Source organism: Streptomyces sp. NPDC088762 (assembly GCF_044750905.1).
Lineage (GTDB): Bacteria > Actinomycetota > Actinomycetes > Streptomycetales > Streptomycetaceae > Streptomyces.
Genome location: NZ_JBIVKT010000001.1, coordinates 270,298 through 291,528, shown reverse-complemented (window position 1 = coordinate 291,528; position 21,231 = coordinate 270,298). Strand labels below are relative to the sequence as shown.

Below are 21,231 nucleotides of genomic sequence, written 5' to 3'. Positions count from 1 at the left end.
CAACGATGAAACTCGCAGTGGTGGGCGGCGGTTCCACCTACACCCCCGAGCTGATCGACGGCTTCGCGCGGCTGCGCGACACCCTCCCCGTCAGCGAACTGGTGCTGATCGACCCGGCCACCGAGCGGCTCGAGCTGATCGGCGGCCTGGCCCGGCGGATCTTCGCCCGGCAGGGGCACCCGGGGCTGGTCACCACCACCTCCGACCTCGACGCGGGCGTCGACGGCGCCGACGCCGTCCTGCTCCAGCTGCGCGTCGGCGGGCAGGCGGCCAGGCTCCGGGACGAGACCTGGCCGCTGGAGTGCGGCTGCGTCGGACAGGAGACCACGGGCGCGGGCGGCCTCGCCAAGGCGCTGCGCACGGTCCCCGTGGTCCTCGACATCGCCGAGCGGGTCCGCCGGACCAGCCCTCAGGCGTGGATCATCGACTTCACCAACCCGGTCGGCATCGTCACCCGGGCCCTGCTCCAGGCCGGGCACAAGGCGGTGGGCCTTTGCAACGTGGCCATCGGCCTCCAGCGGAAGTTCGCCGCCCTGCTCGGCCTGGCGCCGGCCGACATCCACCTGGACCACGTGGGGCTCAACCACCTCACCTGGGAGCTGGGCGTGCGCCGGGGCGGCCCGGACGGCGAGGACCTGCTGCCGGGCCTGCTCGCCGCGCACGGGGAGGCCGTCGCGGCGGACCTGCGGCTGCCGCGCGAGGTGCTGGACCGGCTCAGGGTCGTGCCCTCGTACTACCTGCGCTACTTCTACTCCCACGACGAGGTCGTCCGGGAGCTCGCGACCAAGCCCTCGCGGGCCGCCGAGGTCGCCGCGATGGAGCGGGAGCTGCTCGCCCTGTACGGGGACCCCGCGCTGGACGAGAAGCCGGCGCTGCTGGCGAAGCGGGGCGGGGCCTTCTACTCCGAGGCGGCCGTGGACCTGGCCGCCTCGCTGCTGGGCGACGGCAGCGGCGGCCCGGCGGTGCAGGTGGTCAACACGTACAACAACGGCACCCTGCCCTTCCTCCCGGACGACGCGGTCGTCGAGGTCCAGGCCCGCATCGGCGGCGCCGGCGGCCCGGTGCCGCTCGCGGTGCCCCGGCTGGACCCGCTGTACGCCGGGCTGATCTCGCACGTGACGGCGTACGAGGACCTCGCCCTGGACGCGGCGCTGCGCGGCGGCCGGGAACGGGTCTTCAGGGCGCTGCTGGCCCACCCCCTCGTGGGCCAGTTCGACCTCGCCGAGGGGCTGACGGACCGGCTGCTCGCACACAACAAGGAGCACCTGCCGTGGGCCTGACGCTCTGTCCCGTACTGGCGATCGACGCGGGCAACAGCAAGACGGACGTGTCGCTCGTCGCACCGGACGGCTCGGTGATGTGCACCGGACGGGCCGGGGGTTTCCAGCCCTCCCGCACGGGCGTGGCCGCCGCCGTCGACGTGATCGCGGAGGCGATGGCCTCCGTGGGCCTGGACGGCGGCGGGCCCGGCCGGCCCGTCGCCGAGCACGTGTCGGCCTGTCTGGCGAACGCCGACTTCCCGGTGGAGGAGTGGAAGCTGGCGCGCGAGATCAAGCGCCGGGGCTGGGGCCGCGCCACGGCGGTGCACAACGACACCTTCGCCCTGCTGCGGGCCGGGCTCCCCGCGGACGCCGAGGCGCGTGGTGTGGCGGTGGTGTGCGGAGCGGGCATCAACTGCGTGGGGGTGTCCCCGGACGGCCGGACCGCCCGCTTCCCCTCGATCGGCCGGATCTCCGGCGACTGGGGCGGCGGGGGCGGACTGGCCGAGGAGGCCCTGTGGTTCGCGGCCCGCGCCGAGGACGGGCGGGGCGGGGCGACGGAGCTGGCCCGGGCCCTGCCCGCGCACTTCGGCCTCGGCTCGGTGTACGCGCTGATCGAGGCCCTGCACCTGGAGCGGATCCCGGGCGCCCGACGGCACGAGCTGACCCCGGTGCTGTTCGCGGTGGCGGCGGCCGGGGACCCGGTGGCGCTGTCCCTGGTGCACCGGCAGGCGGAGGAGATCGCGACCATGGCGACGGTGGCGCTGCGCCGCCTGGACCTGCTGGCCGAGGAGGTCCCGGTGGTGCTGGGGGGCAGCGTGCTGGCGGCCCGGCATCCGCAGCTCAACGGGCGCGTCGAGGAACTGCTGGCCGAACGGGCCCCGTACGCCCGGGTGACGGTGGTGACGGCCCCGCCGGTGCTGGGTGCGGCGCTGCTGGGCCTCGACGCGCTCGGCGCCCCGGTCCGGGCCCGCGAGAAGGTCCGTGCCCATTTCGGGCACGTCCCCGCCCACCAATTCGGGTGAACCCGGGCCGGAATGCGGTCGGTCTGGAACCGTGGGCGCCGTGCGGACGTATTGACGTTGAAGGGGCGGCGGGGGCGGCGGCCGGAGGTGGATCACCCGAGATCGGGCACCGGGTGGTGTGGCCGACCGTCGCTACGGCCATACTGCTGCGGAGCATGAGACCGAGGGGGAGGTCACGGTGGCCATCACATCACGCGCGCCCGCGCCGGAGGGCGGTGTCTCCGTACCGCCCCCGGCGCCGCCGGCGGCGCCGCCGAGGCGGGTCACCGCCTGGGCGGAGGGCGTGGAGCGGCTGCGCGAGGCGGCGACGACCGAGCCCGGCCGGCTGCGGATCATCGGAGCTGCCCTGGCCGCTCTGATCGTGCTGTTCGGCGCGGTCAGCGTGGGGGAGATCTCCGGCCGGTCCACCGCGGCCGAGGACGTCGTGGGCCGCAGCCAGCCGCTGAGCGCCGACGCGGCCAGCATCTACCGCTCCCTCGCGGACGCCGACACGACCTCCTCCAGCGGATTCCTGCTGGGCGCCCAGGAGCCGCGCGAGGTGCGCCAGCGGTACGAGAAGGACATCGCCAACGCCTCCAGGCTGCTGGTGAGCGCCGCCGCCAACACCGGAGGCAACAAGGACTCCCGCGAGCAGATCACCCTGCTGAGCGAGCAGCTGCCGCGCTACACCGGGCTGATAGAGCAGGCACGGGCCGCCAACCGGCAGGGTCTGCCGCTGGGCGGCGCCTATCTCCGGTACGCCAACGAGCAGATGACCACCCAGCTGCTGCCCGCCGCGCAGCGGCTGTACGAGGCGGAGACCGGCCGGCTCTACACCGACTACGACGACGCCCGGTCCTGGCCGCTGGCCTCGCTCGCCGCGGGCCTTTTCGCGCTCGCCGCCCTGGTGTGGGCGCAGCGGCGCAACTACCGTCGTACGAACCGGGTCTTCAACCACGGGCTGCTGGCCGCGACGGCCGCGTCCGTCGTGGTCCTGCTGTGGCTGGCCGTGGGCCACACCGTGGCACGGTCCTCGCTGAGTGAGGCCCGGGCGAACGGGCAGGAGTCCCTGAAGGTGCTCAACGACGCGCGGATCGCCTCGCTCCAGGCGCGGGCGGGTGAGAACCTGACGCTGGTCGCGCGGGGCGCCGTCCTGGCCGGGGACGGGAAGTCCGACAAGTACGACGTGGACTTCACGAACAACATGAAGGTGCTCGACTCCGGGCTGGCGACCGCGCTGCGGCTGGCCGACGACGCGGCCGGACGGACGCCCGTGACCCGCGCCTCGGAGGGCGTGCGGCAGTGGAAGCAGCGCCACACGGCGGCCCGGGAGGCGGACTTGAAGGGCGACTACGAGGCCGCACTGCCCCAGGTCGTCGGCGACAAGGACCACAAGGACAGCAGCGGGGCGGCCTTCGACACGGTGGACGCCTCGCTGGAGCAGGCCGTGGCCCACGAGCAGCAGCAGTTCACCCGGGCCGCCCGGGACGGGCTCGGGGCGCTGACCGGTCTGGTGACGGGTGCGGCGGCCCTCGCGGTCGTCGGCGCGGCGGCGGCGCTGCTCGGCATCGGGCGCAGGCTTTCGGAGTACAGGTGAGAGCGATGCGGATACGGTCGGTGCGAGCCTCCGAAGGTCATGGGGACGGGAACGGGAAGGAGGCCGGAGTGTCCGGCGTGGGACGCCTGACGCGGCGGCTGCGCGGCTGGGGCGGGGTGAGCGCGATGGCCGCCGCCTGCGCGGTGACGGCCGCGGCAGTGCTGGTGCCGCTGGCCCGGGCGACTCCGGATGCCGGCCGCCCGGTCACGGTCCGCGAGCCGGCCTCGATGGTGGCGGCCCCGGCGGCCCCGGCCGACACCTGCCAGGACCCGGAGGCCAGCCTGCGCCCATCGGGGCTGGACGGGGCGTCGATCGCGCGGATCAAGGCGGCGGGCAAGCTCGTCGCGGGCGTGGACCAGAACAGCTTCCGCTGGGGGTACCGCAACCAGTCCGACGGCGGCCGCCTCGACGGCTTCGACATCGACCTGGTGAAGGCCATCGCGCAGGACATCCTGGGCGATCCGAACGCGGTGATCTACCGTGCCATCCCCACCAGCCAGCGCGTTCCGGCGCTCAAGGAGGGCCGCGTCGACATCGTCGTGCGGACCATGACCATCAACTGCAAGCGGCTGGAGGACGTCGCCTTCTCGACGGCCTACTTCGAGGCCGGGCAGCAGGTGCTGGCGCCCAAGGGCTCACCGATCACCGGCTACGACACCTCGCTGAAGGACAAGCGGATCTGCTTCGCCGCCGGTTCGACGGCGGAGGCCACGCTGAAGGCCCAGTCCTACGACTCGGTGCCGGTCACCGTGCCCAACCAGCTGGACTGCCTGGTCCGTCTGCAGCTGGGCGAGGTGGACGGCATCATCACCGACAACGCCCTCGCCGCCGGCCAGGCCGCGCAGGACCCCTCGGTGCAGCTGGTCGGCTCGCCGTTCACCCGCGAGTTCTACGGCGTGGCGATGAACAAGGACTCCGCCGACCTGGTACGCCGGGTCAACAAGGTGCTGGAGGGCTACCGCGCGGGCGGCAACGACAGCCCGTGGATGAAGTCGTACCTCAAGCACCTGCAGCCCGTGCTGCCCGGCGTGACCGCGCCGCCTCCGCCCAAGTACCGGGACGGCTGAGGCCGGTGGGTTCCGGTGCGGAGACAGAATCGGAAGCGGAGGCACAGTCGGTGGAGCCAGGGTCGCCGGGGGCGCAGTCGGCAGTGATGGACCGGGACGGCGTCGACCGCGCCCTGGCCCGGCTGGGCGCGGAGCACGAGGCCGTCGAGACCTCGCTGCTGGCCCTCCAGGACCACGCCGGGCGCCGGCTGCTGGAGGGCGCCGGGCTGACCGGGGTCACCAAGGAGCGGTGGGCGGCGGCCGAAGCCGACATCACCCGGCTGTGGAGGTACTTCGACGCCTACAGCGGGGCCCTGGCCGCCGCCCGGGAGATCCGGGACCGGCGCCGCTGGCCCAGCCGTGAGGACCTGGCCGAGCTGACCGAGCGGCTGCGCGGGCCCGGTGTGCTGATCGCCGGGGCGGCCGTGGAGGGCGCCGCGCTGGCCGAGCGGCTCTCCCTGGCCGAGCTGGTGGCCCGGATGAACGGGCTGTACGCGAGCTCGCTGGACGTGGTGGTCGCCGCCGACGCGGTGTGGTCGGCGCTGCCGGCCCGGATCGACCTGCTCGCCGCCGAGCTGCACCGCACGCGCTCGCTGGCCCACTCGGTGGGGGTGCGGCCGGGTGAGCACCCCTCGGGCGACGACCTGGAGGCCATCACCGCCGAGCTGGCGGAGCTGCGGGCGCAGGTGATCGCCGACCCACTGGCGTTCTGGCTGCCGGCGGCGGGGAGTTCGGCGCCGGGCGGGGGCCGTCCGGACACCGCGCGCTACGACCGGGCGGCGCTCGCGCTGGAGGACGTACGGCGTGAGGTCGAGGCGGTGCTGGACGTACGGCAGGACGCCGAGCAGCGGCTGATCGCCCTGCGGGACGTGCTCTCGCGGGCCGACCGGACCCTGGCGGAGGCGCGGACGGCGCGCGGCGAGGTGCTGGCGAAGATCGCCGCGTCGGAGGTGCCCGCGGTGAGCGGTCCCCCGACGGTGTTGCAGGAGCAGCTGGCGGCGGCGGCCGAGCACCGGCGCCAGTCCCGCTGGCACCGGCTCTCCCCGCTGCTGGAATCGCTGGAGGAGCGGGCCGAGGAGGAACTGCGCAGGGCCCGCGAGTCGTTGACGGCGGTGACGGCGCCACTGGCGGTCCGGGCCGAGCTGCGCGGGCGGCTGGACGCGTACAAGGCGAAGGTGGCCCGGCACGGGCTGGCCGAGGACCCGCTGCTGATCGAGCGGTACGACGCGGCGCGGCGGATGCTGTGGAGCGCGCCCTGCGACCTGCGGGCCGCGGAACAGGCCGTGCTGCGCTACCAGCAGGCGGCGGCGGAGTCGTTGCAGGGCACGGGAAGTGGCGCGGGAACGCCTGGAAAGGAGGACGCATGAGTCTGATCGGAACCGCGTGCGTTCGCCCGGGCTGCCCGGGGACGTACGAGGACATGGGCGGCGGCGAGCTGTACTGCGACACCTGCGGGCTGGCGCCGGTCGGCGCGGTCTCGGCGGGTGCCGAGGAGCTGGTGTCGCCGCCGACGGGGATGACCAGCGCGGCGCGCGGCGGATCCCTGGGGTCGGGCGGGTCGCGGGGGTCGGCGGGGTCGCAGGGTTCACACGGCTCCGCGCGGTCCTCGGCCTCGGCGCGGTCCTCGCGTTCGTCCCGCTCGTCGGGGTCTCGGCGCTCCGTGTCGGGCCGGCTGTCGCGCTCGCTGTCGGGTCCGGCGTCCACCCGGTCGGTGTCGGTGCGCAGTTCGGGCTCGGCGGCCTCGTCCTCGGGGCGCGGGCGGCTGGGGGCCGGGCTGGTCACCGTGCCGGAAGTGCCGCGTCCGGACCCGTCGGCGGCGGTCCTGGAGAACCCGGAGGTACCGGAGCGCAAGCGGTTCTGCTCGCGTTCGGACTGCGGGGCTCCGGTGGGCCGGGCCCGGGGTGAGCGGCCCGGGCGGACGGAAGGGTTCTGCACCAAGTGCGGGCACCCGTACTCCTTCGTGCCCAAGCTGAACGCGGGCGATGTGGTGCACGGCCAGTACGAGGTCGCGGGCTGCCTCGCGCACGGCGGGCTCGGCTGGGTGTACCTGGCGGTGGACCGCGCGGTCTCGGACCGGTGGGTGGTGCTCAAGGGCCTGCTGGACACCGGCGACCAGGACGCCATGGAGGCCGCGATATCGGAGCGGCGGTTCCTCGCGGAGATCGAGCACTCCAACATCGTGCGGATCTACAACTTCGTGGAGCACCTGGACCAGCGGACGGGTTCGCTGGACGGGTACATCGTCATGGAGTACGTGGGCGGCAAATCGCTGAAGGAGATCGCGAACGAGCGGCGCCGGCCCGACGGCCGGCGTGATCCGCTGCCGGTGGAGCAGGCGTGCGCGTACGGGATCGAGGCGCTGGAGGCGCTCGGCCACCTGCACAGCAGGAACCTGCTGTACTGCGACTTCAAGGTCGACAACGCGATCCAGCAGCAGGACCAGCTGAAGCTGATCGACATGGGCGCGGTGCGGCGGATGGACGACGAGGAGTCGGCCATCTACGGCACGGTGGGCTACCAGGCGCCCGAGGTCGCGGAGCTGGGCCCCTCGGTCGCCTCCGACCTGTACACGGTGGCGCGCACCCTGGCGGTGCTCACCTTCGACTTCCAGGGCTACACGAACGTGTTCGTGGACTCGCTGCCGGATCCGGAGCACATCGAGGTGTTCCGGCGGTACGAGTCCTTCTACCGGCTGCTCGTCCGGGCCACCGACCCGGACCCCGGGCGGCGGTTCGCGTCCGCGCAGGAGATGGCGGACCAGCTGACGGGCGTGCTGCGGGAGGTGGTCGCCCTCCAGACGGGCCGGCCGCGGCCGCAGCTGTCCACCCTTTTCGGCCCGGAACTGCGCGTCCCCGACAACCGCCTGTTCGCCGACGTGGCGGGGACGACGGTGTCCCGGCTCGGCGAGCGGGTCGTGGCCTCCGGGCGGGGCGGCCCGGTCGCTTCCCTGCTGGGCGGGCGGTTCGGGCTGCGCGGCTCCGACTCCGGCTCCGGCTCCGGCCGTGGCCGTGGCGTCGGCCCCCGCCCGGCGGCCACGCCGCCGGGCCTGCCGGCCGGTCCGCCGTTGCCCGGCCTCGCCGCACCGGCGGGCGCGGGCGCCGTGGGCGGCACGCCGCCCGGCGGCACGCCGCCCGGCGGCACGCCCGTTCCGCCCGGGACCCCGCCGCCCGTACCCGGGTACCCGGCCGCGGGCACCGCGGTGCCCGGGCTCGGGAGCACCGCCACGCATGTGGCGGGGGCCCCGGTACCCGCGCCCCGGCAGGCTCCGGCAGCGGCTCCGGTCAGGGGGGCGGGCGCAGGCCCCGCATCCCCGTCGGCGCCCGCGGCGGCGACCACGCTCGACCCCCGGGACACCTCCCTGGCCCTGCCCGTGCCGCTCGTGGACCCGGCCGACCCGAACGCCGGTTTCCTGGCCGGTCTGCTGGCCACCGCTCCCGGCGACCTGCTGGGGGCCCTCGGCTCGGCGCCGGCCGAATCGGCCGAGCTGCGGCTGCGCGAGCTGCGGGCCCGGCTGGAGCTGGGCGAAACGGCCGCGGCCTGCCACGCCCTGGCGGAGCTGGAGGCCCGGCACCCGGACGACTGGCGGGTGGTGTGGGCCCGCGGCATCGCCTCGCTGGCCACCGGCGAGAACGAGATCGCCGCCCTGTCCTTCGACGCGATCTACGACGCCTTCCCGGGCGAGCCCGCGCCCAAGCTGGCCCTCGGGCTGTGCGCGGAGGTCCTGGGCCAGCTGGACAACGCCGCCGAGTACTACCGCCTCGTCTGGGCCACCGACCCCGGCTTCGTGAGCGCCGCGTTCGGGCTGGCCCGGGTCCAGCTGGCCGCGGGCGAGCGGGGCGAGGCCGTGCGCACGCTGGAGTCCGTGCCGGAGGCGTCCATCCACTACACCGCCGCGCGGGTGGCGGCCGTACGCGCACGTCTGCGCGACCGCTCCCCGCACGAGCCGCTGCTCGCCGATCTGGTGGCCGCCGCCGAGCAGGTGGAGGCCCTGCGGCGGTCGGGCCTGGACCCCGAGCGTCACGAGAGGCTGGCGACGGAGGTTCTGGGCTCGGCCCTCGACTGGGTACTGTCGGGTAGCCGGGGTTCCGACCCCGGCCGGACCTCGCTGCTCGGCAGTCAACTGGACGAGCGGGGCCTGCGCTTCGGACTGGAGCGCTCGTACCGCGTGCTCGCACGGCTGGCGCAGCGGGGCGAGGAGAGGATCGAACTGGTGGAGCGGGCAAACCGTTTCCGTCCCCGGACGTGGGTGTGAGTGATGTCGATGCATCGGCTGTCGGGCTGCCCCAGCTGCGCGGAACCCCTGGAGGAGGGTGACCGTTTCTGCGGCGTCTGCGGCCACGCCGTCACCGCCCCTCCCCCGGCTGCCGCCACGGACCACCCGACCATCCCGCTGCCCACGGCGCCGCCGCGCGGCGCCGCCGCCGGACAGGAAGCGGAAGCGGAAGCGGATACGGGTACCTCCTCGGGCGGCTACGGGGCCCCGGCCCCCTCCGGCCCCTACGGCGCCACCGAGCCGGCCCCCGGGTGGGGCAGTGTGGCCGCGGCGGCGCCGACCCTGGTCGGCGACCCGGCCGACTGGGCCACTCCTCCGCCTGAGCCGGGCCCCGACGGGGCCCCCCGGCGCGGGGACGACGCCCCGGGGGACGCCGGCCGCGGGCACGAGACCCCGTACGAGAGCCCGTACGAGCCTCCGTACGAAGCCCGGTACGGGACGGCCCCGTACGGCACGGCCCCCCAGGCCGCGGTGGACGAGCCCGAGGCCCGGCACGACCTCGCCGGGAGCGCCGGCACGCCCCCCGAAGGCACCCCGTGGAGCCCGGGCGGCGAATCCCCGTACGGGACCCCGTACGGCACCGCCCCGCAGGACCCGGCCGACGGGCCGGCCGCCCGCTACGACCTGCCCGGCGGCCCGGCGACTTCCCCCGAGGGGACCGCGTGGGACCTGGCGGACGGCGGCACCGCGCCCGAGGGCGGCCAGGAGGCCGCCGCCGAAGCCCCGCAGGGCGGCGCCGGCCGGACCTGCGTGGCCTGCCGGGCCGGCAACGTCGACACCGACGGGTACTGCGAGCACTGCGGGCACGCCCAGCCCCGGGAGCGGGACCACCAGGAGGAGGAGCTCGGGAGCGTCGCCGCCGTCAGCGACCGCGGGCTGCGCCACCACCGCAACGAGGACTCGTTCGCGGTCGCGGCCACGGCCCTGCCGGACGGCTCCGCCGCCACCGTCGCCATCGTCTGCGACGGCGTCTCCTCCGCCAGCCGCCCCGACGAGGCCTCGGCCGCCGCGGCCGGCGCCGCCAACGAGGCCCTGCTCGAGGCGCTCCCGCGCGGCGCCCACCCGCAGGAGGCCATGCACGAGGCGATCCTGGCCGCGGCCGCCGCCGTCAACGCGCTGGCCCCGGAGATCGCCGGCGCGCAGAACGCTCCCGCGTGCACCCTGGTCGGAGCCGTCGTCAGCGGCGGTCTGCTGACCATCGGCTGGGTGGGCGACAGCCGCGCGTACTGGGTCCCGGACGACCGCGCCGCCCTGCCCCGCCGCCTCACCGAGGACGACTCCTGGGCCGCCCAGATGGTCGCGGCCGGCCTGATGGGCGAGGCCGAGGCCTACGCCGATGCCCGCGCCCACGCCATCACCGGCTGGCTCGGGGCCGACGCGTACGAACTCGAACCGCACACCGCGGTCTTCAAGCCGGACCACCCCGGGGTGGTCGTGGTCTGCACCGACGGCCTGTGGAACTACGCGGAATCGGCGCGGGAGATGGCCCAGGTACTGCCCTCGGACGCCGCCGCCCGGCCCCTGCACAGCGCCCAGGTCCTGGTCGGCCACGCCCTCGACGGCGGCGGCCACGACAACGTGACCGTGGCCGTGGTGCCGTTCGCCGCGGTCCCGGAGCCGCAGGCCCCGCCGCAACCGGAAGCGGAAGCGGACGCCCCGAACCAAGCCTGACCCGCCCCCGGTCCGCCCGGTCGCCCCGCCCTCGACAGGTCCGACCGTCAGCCCGTCCGTCAGCCCGTCCGTCCGCCCGCCGCTCAAGCCCTCTAGGACCCTAGGAGTCCAGCCGATGGCGAACTTCGCCAAGCCGAGCGCCCCGCGCTTCAGCGTGGAGGTGTACCAGAACGAGTTCCTCCCCCAGGGCGGGCAGGACGTCCACGCCATCGTCACGGTCACCTCCAGCGGTGGTGCCACCGCCACCCGCGCCCCGGCCGCCCAGGGCTCGGCGGCCGTCGTGATCATGGTGGACTGCTCCGGTTCCATGGAGTACCCGCCGGACAAGATGCGCGGCGCCCGCGAGGCCACGGCCGCGGCCGTCGACACCCTGCGCGACGGCACCGCCTTCGCCGTGGTCGCCGGTACGCACGTCGCCAAGGAGGTCTACCCGGGCCAGGGCCGGCTCGCCGTCGCCGACCCGGTCACCCGGTCGCAGGCCAAGGAGGCGCTGCGCGGCCTCAGCTCGGGCGGCGGCACCGCCATCGGCACCTGGCTGCGCCTGGCCGACGGACTGCTGCGCCAGTCCTCCGCCACCATCCGGCACGGCATCCTGCTCACCGACGGCCGCAACGAGCACGAGGAGCCGGCCGTGCTGCGCGCCACCCTCGACGCCTGCGCCGGCCGCTTCACCTGCGACGCCCGCGGGGTGGGCACCGACTGGGAGGTCAAGGAGGTCACCGGCATCGCGAGCGCGCTGCTCGGTTCCGCCGACATCGTGGCCGACCCGGCCCACCTCGCCGAGGACTTCACGCGCATGATGGAGAACGTCATGGGCAAGGAGGTCGCGGACGTCGCGCTGCGCCTGTGGACCCCGGTGGGCGTGGAGATCCAGTACGTCAAGCAGGTCGCGCCGGCCGTCCAGGACCTGACCGGGCGCCGCACCGAGGCAGGCCCGCGCGCCGGCGACTATCCGACCGGCTCGTGGGGCGACGAGTCCCGCGAGTACCACGTGTGCGTGCGCGTGCCGAGTGCGGCCCTGGGCCAGGAGATGCTCGCCGCCCGCGCCTCGCTCGTCCTGCCGGGAGCGGCGGGCGAGCCCGCCACCGTGCTCGCCCAGGGGCTGGTGCGCGCCGTGTGGACGGACGACCTCGCCGCCTCCACCGCCATCAACCCGCAGGTCGCCCACTACACGGGGCAGGCGGAGCTCGCGCAGGCTATCCAGCAGGGCCTGGAAGCACGCAAACTGGGCGACGTCGACGGCGCGACGGCCAAACTCGGACGCGCCGTACAGCTGGCGAGTGCCTCCGGGAACGCCGACACTGCCAGACTGCTGGCGAAGGTGGTGGATGTGGTGGACGCGGTGGCGGGTACTGTGCGGCTGAAAGCCAAGGTTGCCGATGCCGACGAGATGACTCTTGAAACGCGTTCGACACAGACCGTCCGAGTGAAGAAGACCTGAGAAGACCTGACGTGATGACGCAGGGAGATGAAGGGGGAAGCGCCGCCATGCCGACCTGCCCGAACGGGCACCAGTCCGCCTCCGACGACTGGTGCGAGGTCTGCGGCCACCGCATGGCCCCGGAAGGCGCCCGCCCGGCGCCCTCCTACGGCTACCCCCCGACCGCCGGTGAGCCGACCGCCCAGGCCGAGCTCTGCCCGCAGTGCCGTACCCCCCGCGAGGCCATGGCGCCGTTCTGCGAGGAGTGCCGGTACAACTTCCTGACGCGCACGCCCACGTCCTACACGCCGCTCAGCCCCGACGGCGGCCCGCACGCGACCGGCGCCACGCCGCCGCCTCCTCCGCCGCCGCCGTTGCAGACGCCTCCGGCGTACTCGCAGGACCACTTCGAGTACCAGGGCTCGCGGCCCTCCCGGGTCAACCGGGCCGCCGAGCCGCTCCAGCGCGAGGACGACTGGCTGCTGCCGCCTCCCGCGCCCGAGCCTCGCCAGGAGTACCAGCAGCCGCCCCAGCAGCCCCGGTACCAGCAGCAGCCCCCGCCGCCGCAGCGCCAGGAGTACCAGCAGGAGTACCAGCAGCCGCAGCAGCACCAGCAGCAGCCGCCCCGGCAGGAGCACCAGTCCTTCGCGCCCCAGAGCGGCACCTGGACCGCGACCATCGGTCCCGACCGCTCCTACTTCATGGCGATGATGCAGCGCAGCGGCCCCGAGGCGGCCGGGCTGAACCTGCCCGCGTACTCCCCGGAGCAGCACCTCCCGCTCTCCGGCGGCCAGATCACCATCGGCCGGCGGCGCGCCTCCACCGGCGAATCCCCCGACATCGACCTGTCGGTGCCCCCGGAGGACCCGGGCGTCTCCCACCAGCACGCGGTCCTCGTCCAGCAGCCCGACCTCAGCTGGGCGGTGGTGGACCAGAACTCCACCAACGGCACCACCATCAACGGCGGCGAGGAGCCGATCCAGCCCTACGTGCCGGTTCCGCTCGGCGACGGCGACCGGGTCCACGTCGGCGCCTGGACCACGATCACCATCCGCCGCGGCTGACCACCCACATCCCTAGCCCCCCAGCGGCCATACGTACGGGCCCTGGGGGTCGTCCAGCCACGACCACTGGCCCTCGTCGGTGACGGTGACCCCGAAGCGCTCCCGCGCCGGCCGGTTCTCGCGGCGCCACAGGTCCAGGGCCTCGCGGGGGTGCAGTGCGCCCTCGGTCAGCACGAGCATGAACTGGAAGCGCTCGTTCTCCACCAGCTCGTACGGGAGCCCGGGCGGCAGTCCGGCCGGCTCCTGCGACGGCGCGGCCGTGGCTCCGCGCAGCGGGACGAAGTAGGCCGGGGTGTGCAGGAAGTGGCCCTCGGCGAAGTCGGGGCCCCGGACCGTGAGCGCGATCAGCCCGGTCGACAGCGGCGCCAGGATCCGCGCCCCCGGCCGGCACTGGCCGAGCCAGGCGTGCGGGATCAGCGGCAGCGTGCACGTCACCATGATCCGGTCGAAGGGGGCGCGCGCGGGGCAGCCGCGCGCCCCGTCGCCGGTGACCACCTCCGGGTGGTAGCCGAGCCGGGCCAGGTGCGTGCGCGCGGACTCGGTGATCTCCTCGTCGAGGTCCACGGTGGTGACGAGGCCGTCGCCGAGGCGGTGGCAGAGCAGAGCGGCGTTGTATCCGGTGCCCGCGCCGATCTCCAGCACGTTGTCGCCGTCGCGCACGTCGAGCGCGGCCAGCATCTTCGCCATGAGGGAGGGCTGGCTGCTGGAGGAGACCAGCCGGCCGTCGCGCAGCCTCGTCGCGAGCGGGGTGTCGGTGTAGACGCCGCGCAGCCAGCGGGCCCGCCGCTCGGGGTCCGGGTCCTCTTCCCAGAGCCGTTCGTGGCCGGCGCCGCGGCCGGTCCAGAAGTAGGGGACGAACAGGTGCCGGGGCACGGCCGCGAAGGCCGCCCGCCAGGCCGGGTCCTCCAGTACCCCGGCCGCCGTCAGCTCCCGCACCTGGGCGGCGTGCGCGGTCTCCCGCAGGTCCCGCACCCGGGGGTGTGCCGTGCGGGACGTGCGCGGCGTGTGTGCGCCCATGCCTCCACTGTGCTGCGGGCCGTCCCCGTGTGCGACCGCGGTCGTTCCCGCGCGGTGGTGGGGGGTCCTAGGACCCGGGTCCTCGGGCCGGGCGTCTGAGACGATGGTCTGGTGAATGAGATTCCGCGGGGCACGCTTCAGGAGCAGACCTTTTATGAGCAGGTGGGCGGCGAGGAGACCTTCCGCCGCCTCGTCCGGCGCTTCTACCAGGGGGTCGCGCAGGACCCGCTGCTGCGCCCGATGTACCCGGAAGAGGACCTCGGCCCGGCGGAAGAGCGGTTCGCCCTCTTCCTGATGCAGTACTGGGGCGGCCCGACCACCTACAGCGAGCACCGCGGCCACCCGCGCCTGCGGATGCGGCACGCACCGTTCCAGGTCGACGCGGCCGCCCACGACGCGTGGCTGAAGCACATGCGGGTCGCCCTTGACGAGCTGGGTCTGGCGCCGGAGCACGAGGCGCAGCTCTGGAAGTACCTGACGTACGCCGCCGCCTCGATGATCAACACCGCGGGCTAGCCACCTCCGGCAGCGGTTCGGGGCTCAGACCGGGCGGACCTGGAGGGCGCCCAGGCCGCCGCCCTGGCCGGGGCGGCGGGTGGCGACGGAGCCGTACGGGGTGCGCAGGCGCAGCCAGCTCCCGGAGGCGAGCAGGGCCACCGGGTCGGGGGCGCCGGGTACGGGGACCGTGGGTGGCACGGTGGACCGTATCGGGCGCAGGAAGCCCAGGGACTGCGCGGCGTGCGCGGCGCGCAGCGGGAGTTCGGTGCCGCCCAGGGTGCGGGACCAGATCTCGCGGCCGATGCGGTCGCGCTCGGAGCGGGTCCGGTGCTGCGGCGGCAGGGCCTCGTCGCGGGCCCGGAACTCGGCGACCGCACCGGACACGGCCTCCCGTATCGCCTCGGGGCCGGGCAGCCCGGGCAGTTGCTGCCAGCCGCCGCGCGGCGGGAGGACCCCGGTCCAGGGCGGTCCGGTGACCGCGCCGGGCACGGTGGCGCGGGCCGCGGCCTCGTCCACCGATTCCAGGAGTTCGCCGGCGGAGACCGTCAGGTCCAGCGGGGCCGTGACGGGCGCGGCGAGCCGCACCGTGCGGATGGCCAGCACCTCGAAGGACGGCGGCCGTCCGAAGACGGCGAGCGCGCCGCCGCCCGCCTGGAGGCGGACTGCGGCGGCGCGGTCGTAGTGCACCAGCCGGCCCAGGAAGGCGGCGAGGTCCGCCGCCTCCCCGGAGTCGCCGAAGTGCAACTGCTCGTTCATGCCGCGAGGCGCCTTTCGGCGGCCACGGGCTCGTCGAGGTACTTCTCGAGGAAGTGCTTCTCCTCGGCCGTGATGCGGCGGGGCCGCCCCTCGGCGAGGTTGTAGGGCACCACCACGGTCGAGGCGCGCACGTAGACCTTCTCGGGCGCGTCCTCGGTCGCCTCGTCCTTGACCTCGTAGCCGATGGTCAGGGACGCGGCGCCTATGCGGGTCACCCAGGACTCGATGAGCACCGGCTCGTGACGGTGCACGAGGGGCAGCTTGTAGTCGATCTCGTGGCGGGCCACGACGGACCCGCCCGTGAAGGACTCGCTGCCCTCCCCCGGCGCCAGCCGGAACATGAAGTCGATCCTCGCCTCCTCCAGGTAGCGGAGGAAGACCACGTTGTTCACGTGGCCGAAGGAGTCCATGTCCGACCAGCGCAGGGGGCACCGGTAGTGGTGTCTGGCCATGACGGCGACCTCAGCCTCGGGTGAGCTTCTTGTAGGTGGCACGGTGCGGACGGGTGGCGTCCGGGCCGAGCCGCTCGACCTTGTTCTTCTCGTAGGACTCGAAGTTGCCCTCGAACCAGAACCACTTGGACTCGCCCTCGTAGGCGAGGATGTGCGTGGCCACCCGGTCCAGGAACCAGCGGTCGTGGGAGACGACCACGGCCGCACCGGGGAACTCGAGCAGCGCGTTCTCCAGGGAGCCCAGGGTCTCGACGTCGAGGTCGTTGGTGGGCTCGTCGAGGAGCAGCAGGTTGCCGCCCTGCTTGAGGGTGAGCGCGAGGTTCAGGCGGTTGCGCTCACCGCCGGACAGGACGCCGGCCGGCTTCTGCTGGTCCGGGCCCTTGAAGCCGAAGGCGCTGACGTAGGCGCGGGACGGCATCTCGACGTTGCCGACGTTGATGTAGTCCAGCTCGTCCGACACGACCGCCCAGAGGGTCTTCTTGGGGTCGATGTTGGCGCGGCCCTGGTCGACGTACGAGATCTTGACGGTCTCGCCGACCTTGATCTCGCCGGAGTCCGGGGTCTCGAGGCCCTGGATCATCTTGAAGAGCGTGGTCTTGCCGGCGCCGTTCGGACCGATGATGCCGACGATGCCGTTGCGCGGCAGCGTGAAGGACAGGTCGTCGATGAGGACCTTGTCGCCGAACGCCTTCGAGAGGTTGTTGACCTCGACCACGATCGAGCCCAGGCGCGGGCCCGGCGGGATCTGGATCTCCTCGAAGTCGAGCTTGCGCATCTTGTCGGCCTCGGCCGCCATCTCCTCGTAGCGGGCGAGGCGGGCCTTGGACTTGGCCTGGCGGCCCTTGGCGTTGGAGCGGACCCACTCCAGCTCTTCCTTGAGGCGCTTGGCGCGCTTCTCGTCCTTCTTGCCCTCGACCTTGAGGCGCTCGGCCTTCTTCTCCAGGTAGGTGGAGTAGTTGCCCTCGTAGGGGTGGGCGCGGCCGCGGTCGAGCTCGAGGATCCACTCGGCGACGTTGTCGAGGAAGTAGCGGTCGTGGGTGACGGCCACGACGGCGCCCTTGTACTGGGCCAGGTGCTGCTCCAGCCAGTTCACCGACTCGGCGTCGAGGTGGTTGGTGGGCTCGTCGAGGAGCAGCAGGTCGGGGGCCTCCAGCAGGAGCTTGCAGAGGGCCACCCGGCGCTTCTCACCACCGGAGAGGTTGGTGACGGGCCAGTCGCCGGGCGGGCAGCCCAGGGCGTCCATGGCCTGCTCCAGCTGGGCGTCGAGGTCCCACGCGTTGGCGTGGTCCAGGTCGTCCTGGAGCTTGCCCATCTCCTCCATCAGCTCGTCGGTGTAGTTCGTCGCCATTTCCTCGGCGATCGCGTTGAACCGGTTGAGCTTGCCCTTGATCTCGCCGACGCCGTCCTCGACGTTCTCCAGGACGGTCTTGGACTCGTCGAGCTTGGGCTCCTGCATGAGGATGCCCACGGAGTAGCCCGGGGAAAGGTAGGCCTCACCGTTGGAGGGCTGCTCCAGGCCCGCCATGATCTTCAGAACGGTGGACTTGCCGGCGCCGTTCGGGCCGACCACACCGATCTTCGCGCCGGGCAGGAAGTTCAAGAAGACGTCATCGAGAATCACCTTGTCGCCGTGCGCCTTGCGCGTCTTGCGCATGGTGTAGATGAACTCAGCCAAGAGAAACCGTCCGGCAGATCGATGGTGGGCAGATACACCCCATCTTGCCAGCCGTCCATACCTGCGGGCGAATGGGTAGGTCAGGGGACGCTGACGCGGGGGCGGTGAGCTCCCTCGGTACGGGGTTCCGCGCAGCCGCCTCACGCGGCACGATGCTCATCGGCATGCGCTCTGCGGAGCGGCGGACGCGGTGGTCGAGGGCCTTCATGGGGAACACGTTGCCGGCGCTGGCGGTGGCACTGGTCGGCGTGACGGGCACCCTGCTCGCGCCGGTCCTGTAGCTGTCACGGCGCAGCGGCGGACGGAGCTGGAGGAGGCGCGGGGCGCCATGCACGTCTCCTTCGCAGAGGCCCAGATGATCGCTTCCGACTCGGTCCTGGAGGAGCTGGACGCCATGGCGCAAACCCTCGCGGGCGCCTACAGCCGGATCTTGCGGCTGGAGGAGGGCAATCCGCATCCGGAGGGGTCCTTCGCCGAGATCCAGGAGGTCCTGCTGGGCCTCGGCGTAGCGCTGGGTACGGATGCGCGCGGCCATGCGGGCCGATCTCGGGGTGGGCGGCACGGCGGGCCCGTCTCTTCCGGATCCTGCCGGTTGAGCCTCTCCGCCGTGCATCACACGGCGGAGAGGCTCCCGATCCCGGCACGGCCTACCGCGGCCGGTAGACCGTGAGGGCGTCCGGGAGCTCGTCGAGGACGAGGGAGGACGGAGCGTCGGCGTACTCGCCGTCGTAGGCGAGCGGGGTGCCCGGCGGGATGTCGCCGACCCGCAGGCTGCGCAGCCGGGTCGCCACGTGGACCGGGGAACGGCTCAGCGGGCCCGCCAAGGCCGCGGCGAGCATGCGGGGGCCGGGGCGGCCGCCGCCGTGCACGAGCCGGACGTCGAGCAGGCCCTCGCCGAGGCTCTCGCGGCGGCGCGGGGCGGGGCCGGTGCCGTGGTAGGTGCCGTTGCCGGCGAAGAGCAGCCACACGCTCCGGGGCCGGCCGGCCAGCCGCAGCCGTACGGGCCGCTGGGCGCGCAGCACCCGCCATGCGGCCAGGAGCGCGGCGGGGCCGGAGCCGATGCGCGGGCTCCAGCGCAGCCGGTGGCGCAGTAGTTCCGGGTAGGCGCCGATGCTGAAGTTGTTCAGGAAGTAGCCCGGCCGGCCCTCGGGACCGGGCGCGAAGCGGCCCACGCCGACGTGGACCGCCTGCCCGGCGGCCACGGCGCGGCAGGTGTCCTCGGCTCCGCCGAGGCCGAGGTCCAGGGCGAAGTGGTTGAGGGTGCCGCCGGGGAACACCGCCAGCGGCAGTCCGGCCGTCAGTGCGGCGGTGGCGGCCGCGTTCACCGTGCCGTCGCCGCCGCAGACCCCGAGCACGGCGGCCCGGGAGGCGGCCTCCTCCAGGGCGGCGGCCAGCCCCGGCCCCGCGCACTCGATCACCTCCGCCCGGGGGAGCCGGCTGCGCAGGACGTCGAGCCCCGCGTTCGCGGCCGTGCCGGACCCGGTGTTGACCACCACGGTGAGGCCGGCACCGTCGGGCAGCGCGGGCGCCCCGGCGGCGGTCCGCTCGTCGCCCGGGGACACCCTGGCCTCCTGCGCGTCCCGTGCCAGCCGGCGTACGACGAATCCCGCGGCCACGCCCAGCGCCGCGCCCGCGGCCACGTCGGAGGGGTAGTGCACCCCGGTGTACACCCGGGAGAACGCGACGGACGCGGCCACCGGGGCGAGCACGGCGCCCCAGCCCGGGGACTCCAGCGCCAGCCCGGCGGTGAAGGCGAAGGCCGACGCCGAGTGCCCGGACGGGAAGGAGGTGGTCTGCGGCTGCGTCGACAGCTGCCGCACCGCGGGCACCCCGTCCAGCAGGGGCCGCGGGCGGCGTACGGACCACTTCCCCACGGTGTTGATGGTCGCGGACGCCAGCGCCAGTGAGGCGATCCCCCGCAGGGCGGCCTTGCGGGCCCGGGCCGACCCGAAGGCGGTGAGCGCCACGGCGGTCCCTCCCCACAGCACTCCGTGGTTCGCGGCCCGCCCGAGCCTGGGCAGCACCCGGTCCGCCCCCGGCCAGTGCCGCCGGGCCACCATGTCGAACAACGCGCGGTCCCACCGTGCCACCGACCCGCGCCAGGTCAGTTGCTGATGTTGCTGATCGGCCATTTCCTGCCTCTACCCGGCAACGGGGGTCCTAGACGGGGGCTTTCAGATCTTGCTCTTCGGTACCGCCGCGCGAGGTGACGGGGGAGCAGGGATCAGAAAGGGACCGTCTAACCGTGGTCCTCCTCGTCCTGTGGGCGCTTGCGCAGGAGCAGGACCACCAGGCCGCCCAGGACCACCAGCCCCACTGCCAGCGAGGCGATGACCGGGGTGGCCGCCGAGCTGCCGCTGGTCGCCAGGCGCTCCTCCTCCGGGGTGTCCTCGGACAGGGAGGCGGCCTGGGCGCCCAGCGCGACGGCGCCGGCGCCGGCAGCGGCTTCCCCGGCCGTGCCCGCGGGGGCCTGCGGGGGCTGCGGCCAGACCGCCGTGGCCGTGGCGGCGGCCGCGGACTCGCTGGAGCCGGCCACGATCTGGGCCTGGGCCGGCACCCCGCTGGTGAAGACCCGCCCGACCGGCACCTTGGTCGCGCCCTGCACGGTGACCGACGCCGTCCCGTCCGGGGTGCCCACGGGCACCTCGAAGTACAGCCGGCTGCCGTTGACGGCGCTCTCCAGCGGCCGCCCCTCGGCGTCCACCACCCGCACCCCCATCGCGACGGCCGCCGCGTCCGGGATGACCGAGACGCTGGGCGCCCCGGTCCGCACGGTCACCGGACCGAGCCGGGTGCCCACGGCCCCCGACACACCGCCCGGGTCCAGCCCCAGCGAAGCCGGCGGCTCCGGCAGTTGCCCGGCCTCCCGCTGGAGGTAGTCGGCCAGCTTCTCCGCGGCCGGGTCCGCGGCCTCCACGCGCACTCCGTCCGCCAGCCGCCAGATCGCCACCTGGGTCCCGGCCGCAGCGCTCTCCGCGGTGAGCGCCCCGGCCCCGGCCACTTTGGCGAGCCCGGCGAGGTCGTTCAGCTGCGGATAGGAGTGCTCAAGGATCCAGCGGATCCGGCCCGCCTGCCCATTGCCGGCCAGCGGGCTGCCGCTCCACCCGCTCTCGGTGTACCGGGCCTGGGGCTGCGCGTTGCCCGCGATGCCGACCCCGTACGTCTGGAGCATCCCCCCGCCGTCGACCCGCATCTCGTAGAGCCCGGCCGGGATCTGCCGGACCGAGCCGTCCCCGGCGTGGAGGACCGCCTGCCCGTACGTCTTGAGCCCGTCCAGGACGGCGCTCGCGCCCTCCGGGGCCCTGTGTCCCGCCGGATCGGAGCCGGTGGCGGCCCGTGCGCCGGGCGCGGCCGCGAGGGCCGCGGCGAGCAGGGCCGCCACCGCCAGCGGGCGGCGCGCGGAGCCCCGTACGGCCCCGGCAGAAGGAACGGCCGAAGGAACGGCAGGAGGAACCGCCCGAGGAACGGAACGAGAGGCGGGACGAGAGTCGGGACGAGG

General features: G+C 74.4%; 17 protein-coding genes. 11 read left to right on the top strand and 6 right to left on the bottom strand.

The annotated features are described in order from the left end of the window. The first annotated feature begins 5 nt into the window (after positions 1 to 5). The 9 genes from ACIP5M_RS01340 to ACIP5M_RS01300 all read left to right on the top strand — a co-directional run bounded on the left by ACIP5M_RS01340 (position 6) and on the right by ACIP5M_RS01300 (position 13,334). Positions 6 to 1,280 carry a 6-phospho-beta-glucosidase gene (locus tag ACIP5M_RS01340; RefSeq protein WP_401190643.1) on the top strand — a complete coding sequence of 425 codons (1,275 nt, stop codon included), beginning with the start codon at positions 6 to 8 and terminating at the stop codon, positions 1,278 to 1,280. After that, on the top strand, positions 1,271 to 2,284 hold the full coding sequence (locus ACIP5M_RS01335; protein ID WP_401190641.1) for an N-acetylglucosamine kinase: 1,014 nt from the start codon (positions 1,271 to 1,273) through the stop codon (positions 2,282 to 2,284). The genes ACIP5M_RS01340 and ACIP5M_RS01335 overlap by 10 nt, the downstream gene beginning before the upstream one ends. A gap of 178 nt (positions 2,285 to 2,462) precedes the next feature. Further along, the gene (locus tag ACIP5M_RS01330) at positions 2,463 to 3,860 is read left to right on the top strand and encodes a hypothetical protein (RefSeq protein ID WP_401190639.1); all 1,398 of its coding nucleotides are present in this window, start codon (positions 2,463 to 2,465) and stop codon (positions 3,858 to 3,860) included. 77 nt (positions 3,861 to 3,937) lie between these two features. Further along, the gene (locus ACIP5M_RS01325; protein ID WP_401191823.1) at positions 3,938 to 4,927 is read left to right on the top strand and encodes a glutamate ABC transporter substrate-binding protein; all 990 of its coding nucleotides are present in this window, start codon (positions 3,938 to 3,940) and stop codon (positions 4,925 to 4,927) included. An 86-nt stretch (positions 4,928 to 5,013) separates the two neighbouring features. Further along, positions 5,014 to 6,273, top strand: coding sequence for a hypothetical protein (locus ACIP5M_RS01320; RefSeq protein ID WP_401191821.1), 1,260 nt, complete (start codon positions 5,014 to 5,016; stop codon positions 6,271 to 6,273). Beyond that, the gene (locus ACIP5M_RS01315) at positions 6,270 to 9,158 is read left to right on the top strand and encodes a tetratricopeptide repeat protein (RefSeq protein WP_401190637.1); all 2,889 of its coding nucleotides are present in this window, start codon (positions 6,270 to 6,272) and stop codon (positions 9,156 to 9,158) included. The genes ACIP5M_RS01320 and ACIP5M_RS01315 overlap by 4 nt, the downstream gene beginning before the upstream one ends. Positions 9,159 to 9,161: 3 nt before the next feature. Next, positions 9,162 to 10,850 carry a protein phosphatase 2C domain-containing protein gene (locus tag ACIP5M_RS01310; protein ID WP_401190635.1) on the top strand — a complete coding sequence of 563 codons (1,689 nt, stop codon included), beginning with the start codon at positions 9,162 to 9,164 and terminating at the stop codon, positions 10,848 to 10,850. 115 nt (positions 10,851 to 10,965) lie between these two features. Beyond that, the gene (locus tag ACIP5M_RS01305) at positions 10,966 to 12,291 is read left to right on the top strand and encodes a VWA domain-containing protein (RefSeq protein WP_401190633.1); all 1,326 of its coding nucleotides are present in this window, start codon (positions 10,966 to 10,968) and stop codon (positions 12,289 to 12,291) included. A 47-nt stretch (positions 12,292 to 12,338) separates the two neighbouring features. Further along, a complete protein-coding gene (locus ACIP5M_RS01300) occupies positions 12,339 to 13,334 on the top strand; it encodes an FHA domain-containing protein (protein ID WP_401190631.1) in 996 nt (331 codons plus the stop codon). A gap of 12 nt (positions 13,335 to 13,346) precedes the next feature. On the opposite strand, the gene ACIP5M_RS01295 is transcribed toward ACIP5M_RS01300, so the two are convergent. Then, complete coding sequence (locus ACIP5M_RS01295; protein ID WP_401190629.1) at positions 13,347 to 14,351, bottom strand: methyltransferase domain-containing protein; 1,005 nt, start codon at positions 14,349 to 14,351, stop codon at positions 13,347 to 13,349. A gap of 111 nt (positions 14,352 to 14,462) precedes the next feature. Between ACIP5M_RS01295 and ACIP5M_RS01290 the strand changes: the two genes are divergently transcribed. Continuing rightward, complete coding sequence (locus ACIP5M_RS01290) at positions 14,463 to 14,867, top strand: globin (RefSeq protein ID WP_401190627.1); 405 nt, start codon at positions 14,463 to 14,465, stop codon at positions 14,865 to 14,867. Between the two features lie 24 nt (positions 14,868 to 14,891). On the opposite strand, the gene ACIP5M_RS01285 is transcribed toward ACIP5M_RS01290, so the two are convergent. Genes ACIP5M_RS01285 through ettA form a run of 3 tightly spaced genes read right to left on the bottom strand, consistent with a single transcriptional unit; the run spans position 14,892 to position 17,732 of the window. Further along, positions 14,892 to 15,605, bottom strand: coding sequence for a hypothetical protein (locus ACIP5M_RS01285; RefSeq protein WP_401190625.1), 714 nt, complete (start codon positions 15,603 to 15,605; stop codon positions 14,892 to 14,894). Next, positions 15,602 to 16,057: an acyl-CoA thioesterase gene (locus ACIP5M_RS01280; RefSeq protein WP_401190624.1), complete on the bottom strand. Its 456-nt coding sequence runs from the start codon at positions 16,055 to 16,057 to the stop codon at positions 15,602 to 15,604. Before ACIP5M_RS01280 ends, ACIP5M_RS01285 begins: the two co-directional genes overlap by 4 nt. A 10-nt stretch (positions 16,058 to 16,067) precedes the next feature. Beyond that, the gene (gene ettA / locus ACIP5M_RS01275; protein ID WP_401190622.1) at positions 16,068 to 17,732 is read right to left on the bottom strand and encodes an energy-dependent translational throttle protein EttA; all 1,665 of its coding nucleotides are present in this window, start codon (positions 17,730 to 17,732) and stop codon (positions 16,068 to 16,070) included. A gap of 328 nt (positions 17,733 to 18,060) precedes the next feature. Between ettA and ACIP5M_RS01270 the strand changes: the two genes are divergently transcribed. Beyond that, positions 18,061 to 18,402 (top strand): hypothetical protein, encoded by a 342-nt coding sequence (locus tag ACIP5M_RS01270; RefSeq protein ID WP_401190620.1) that lies wholly within the window; start codon positions 18,061 to 18,063, stop codon positions 18,400 to 18,402. Here the strand turns inward: ACIP5M_RS01270 and ACIP5M_RS01265 are convergent. Together ACIP5M_RS01265 and ACIP5M_RS01260 are read right to left on the bottom strand one after the other, a co-directional pair. After that, positions 18,380 to 19,864 carry a bifunctional phosphatase PAP2/diacylglycerol kinase family protein gene (locus ACIP5M_RS01265; RefSeq protein WP_401190618.1) on the bottom strand — a complete coding sequence of 495 codons (1,485 nt, stop codon included), beginning with the start codon at positions 19,862 to 19,864 and terminating at the stop codon, positions 18,380 to 18,382. The two genes, ACIP5M_RS01270 and ACIP5M_RS01265, sit on opposite strands and share 23 nt — an antisense overlap. A 107-nt stretch (positions 19,865 to 19,971) precedes the next feature. Continuing rightward, complete coding sequence (locus ACIP5M_RS01260; protein WP_401191819.1) at positions 19,972 to 21,120, bottom strand: thioester domain-containing protein; 1,149 nt, start codon at positions 21,118 to 21,120, stop codon at positions 19,972 to 19,974. Positions 21,121 to 21,231: the final 111 nt, after the last annotated feature.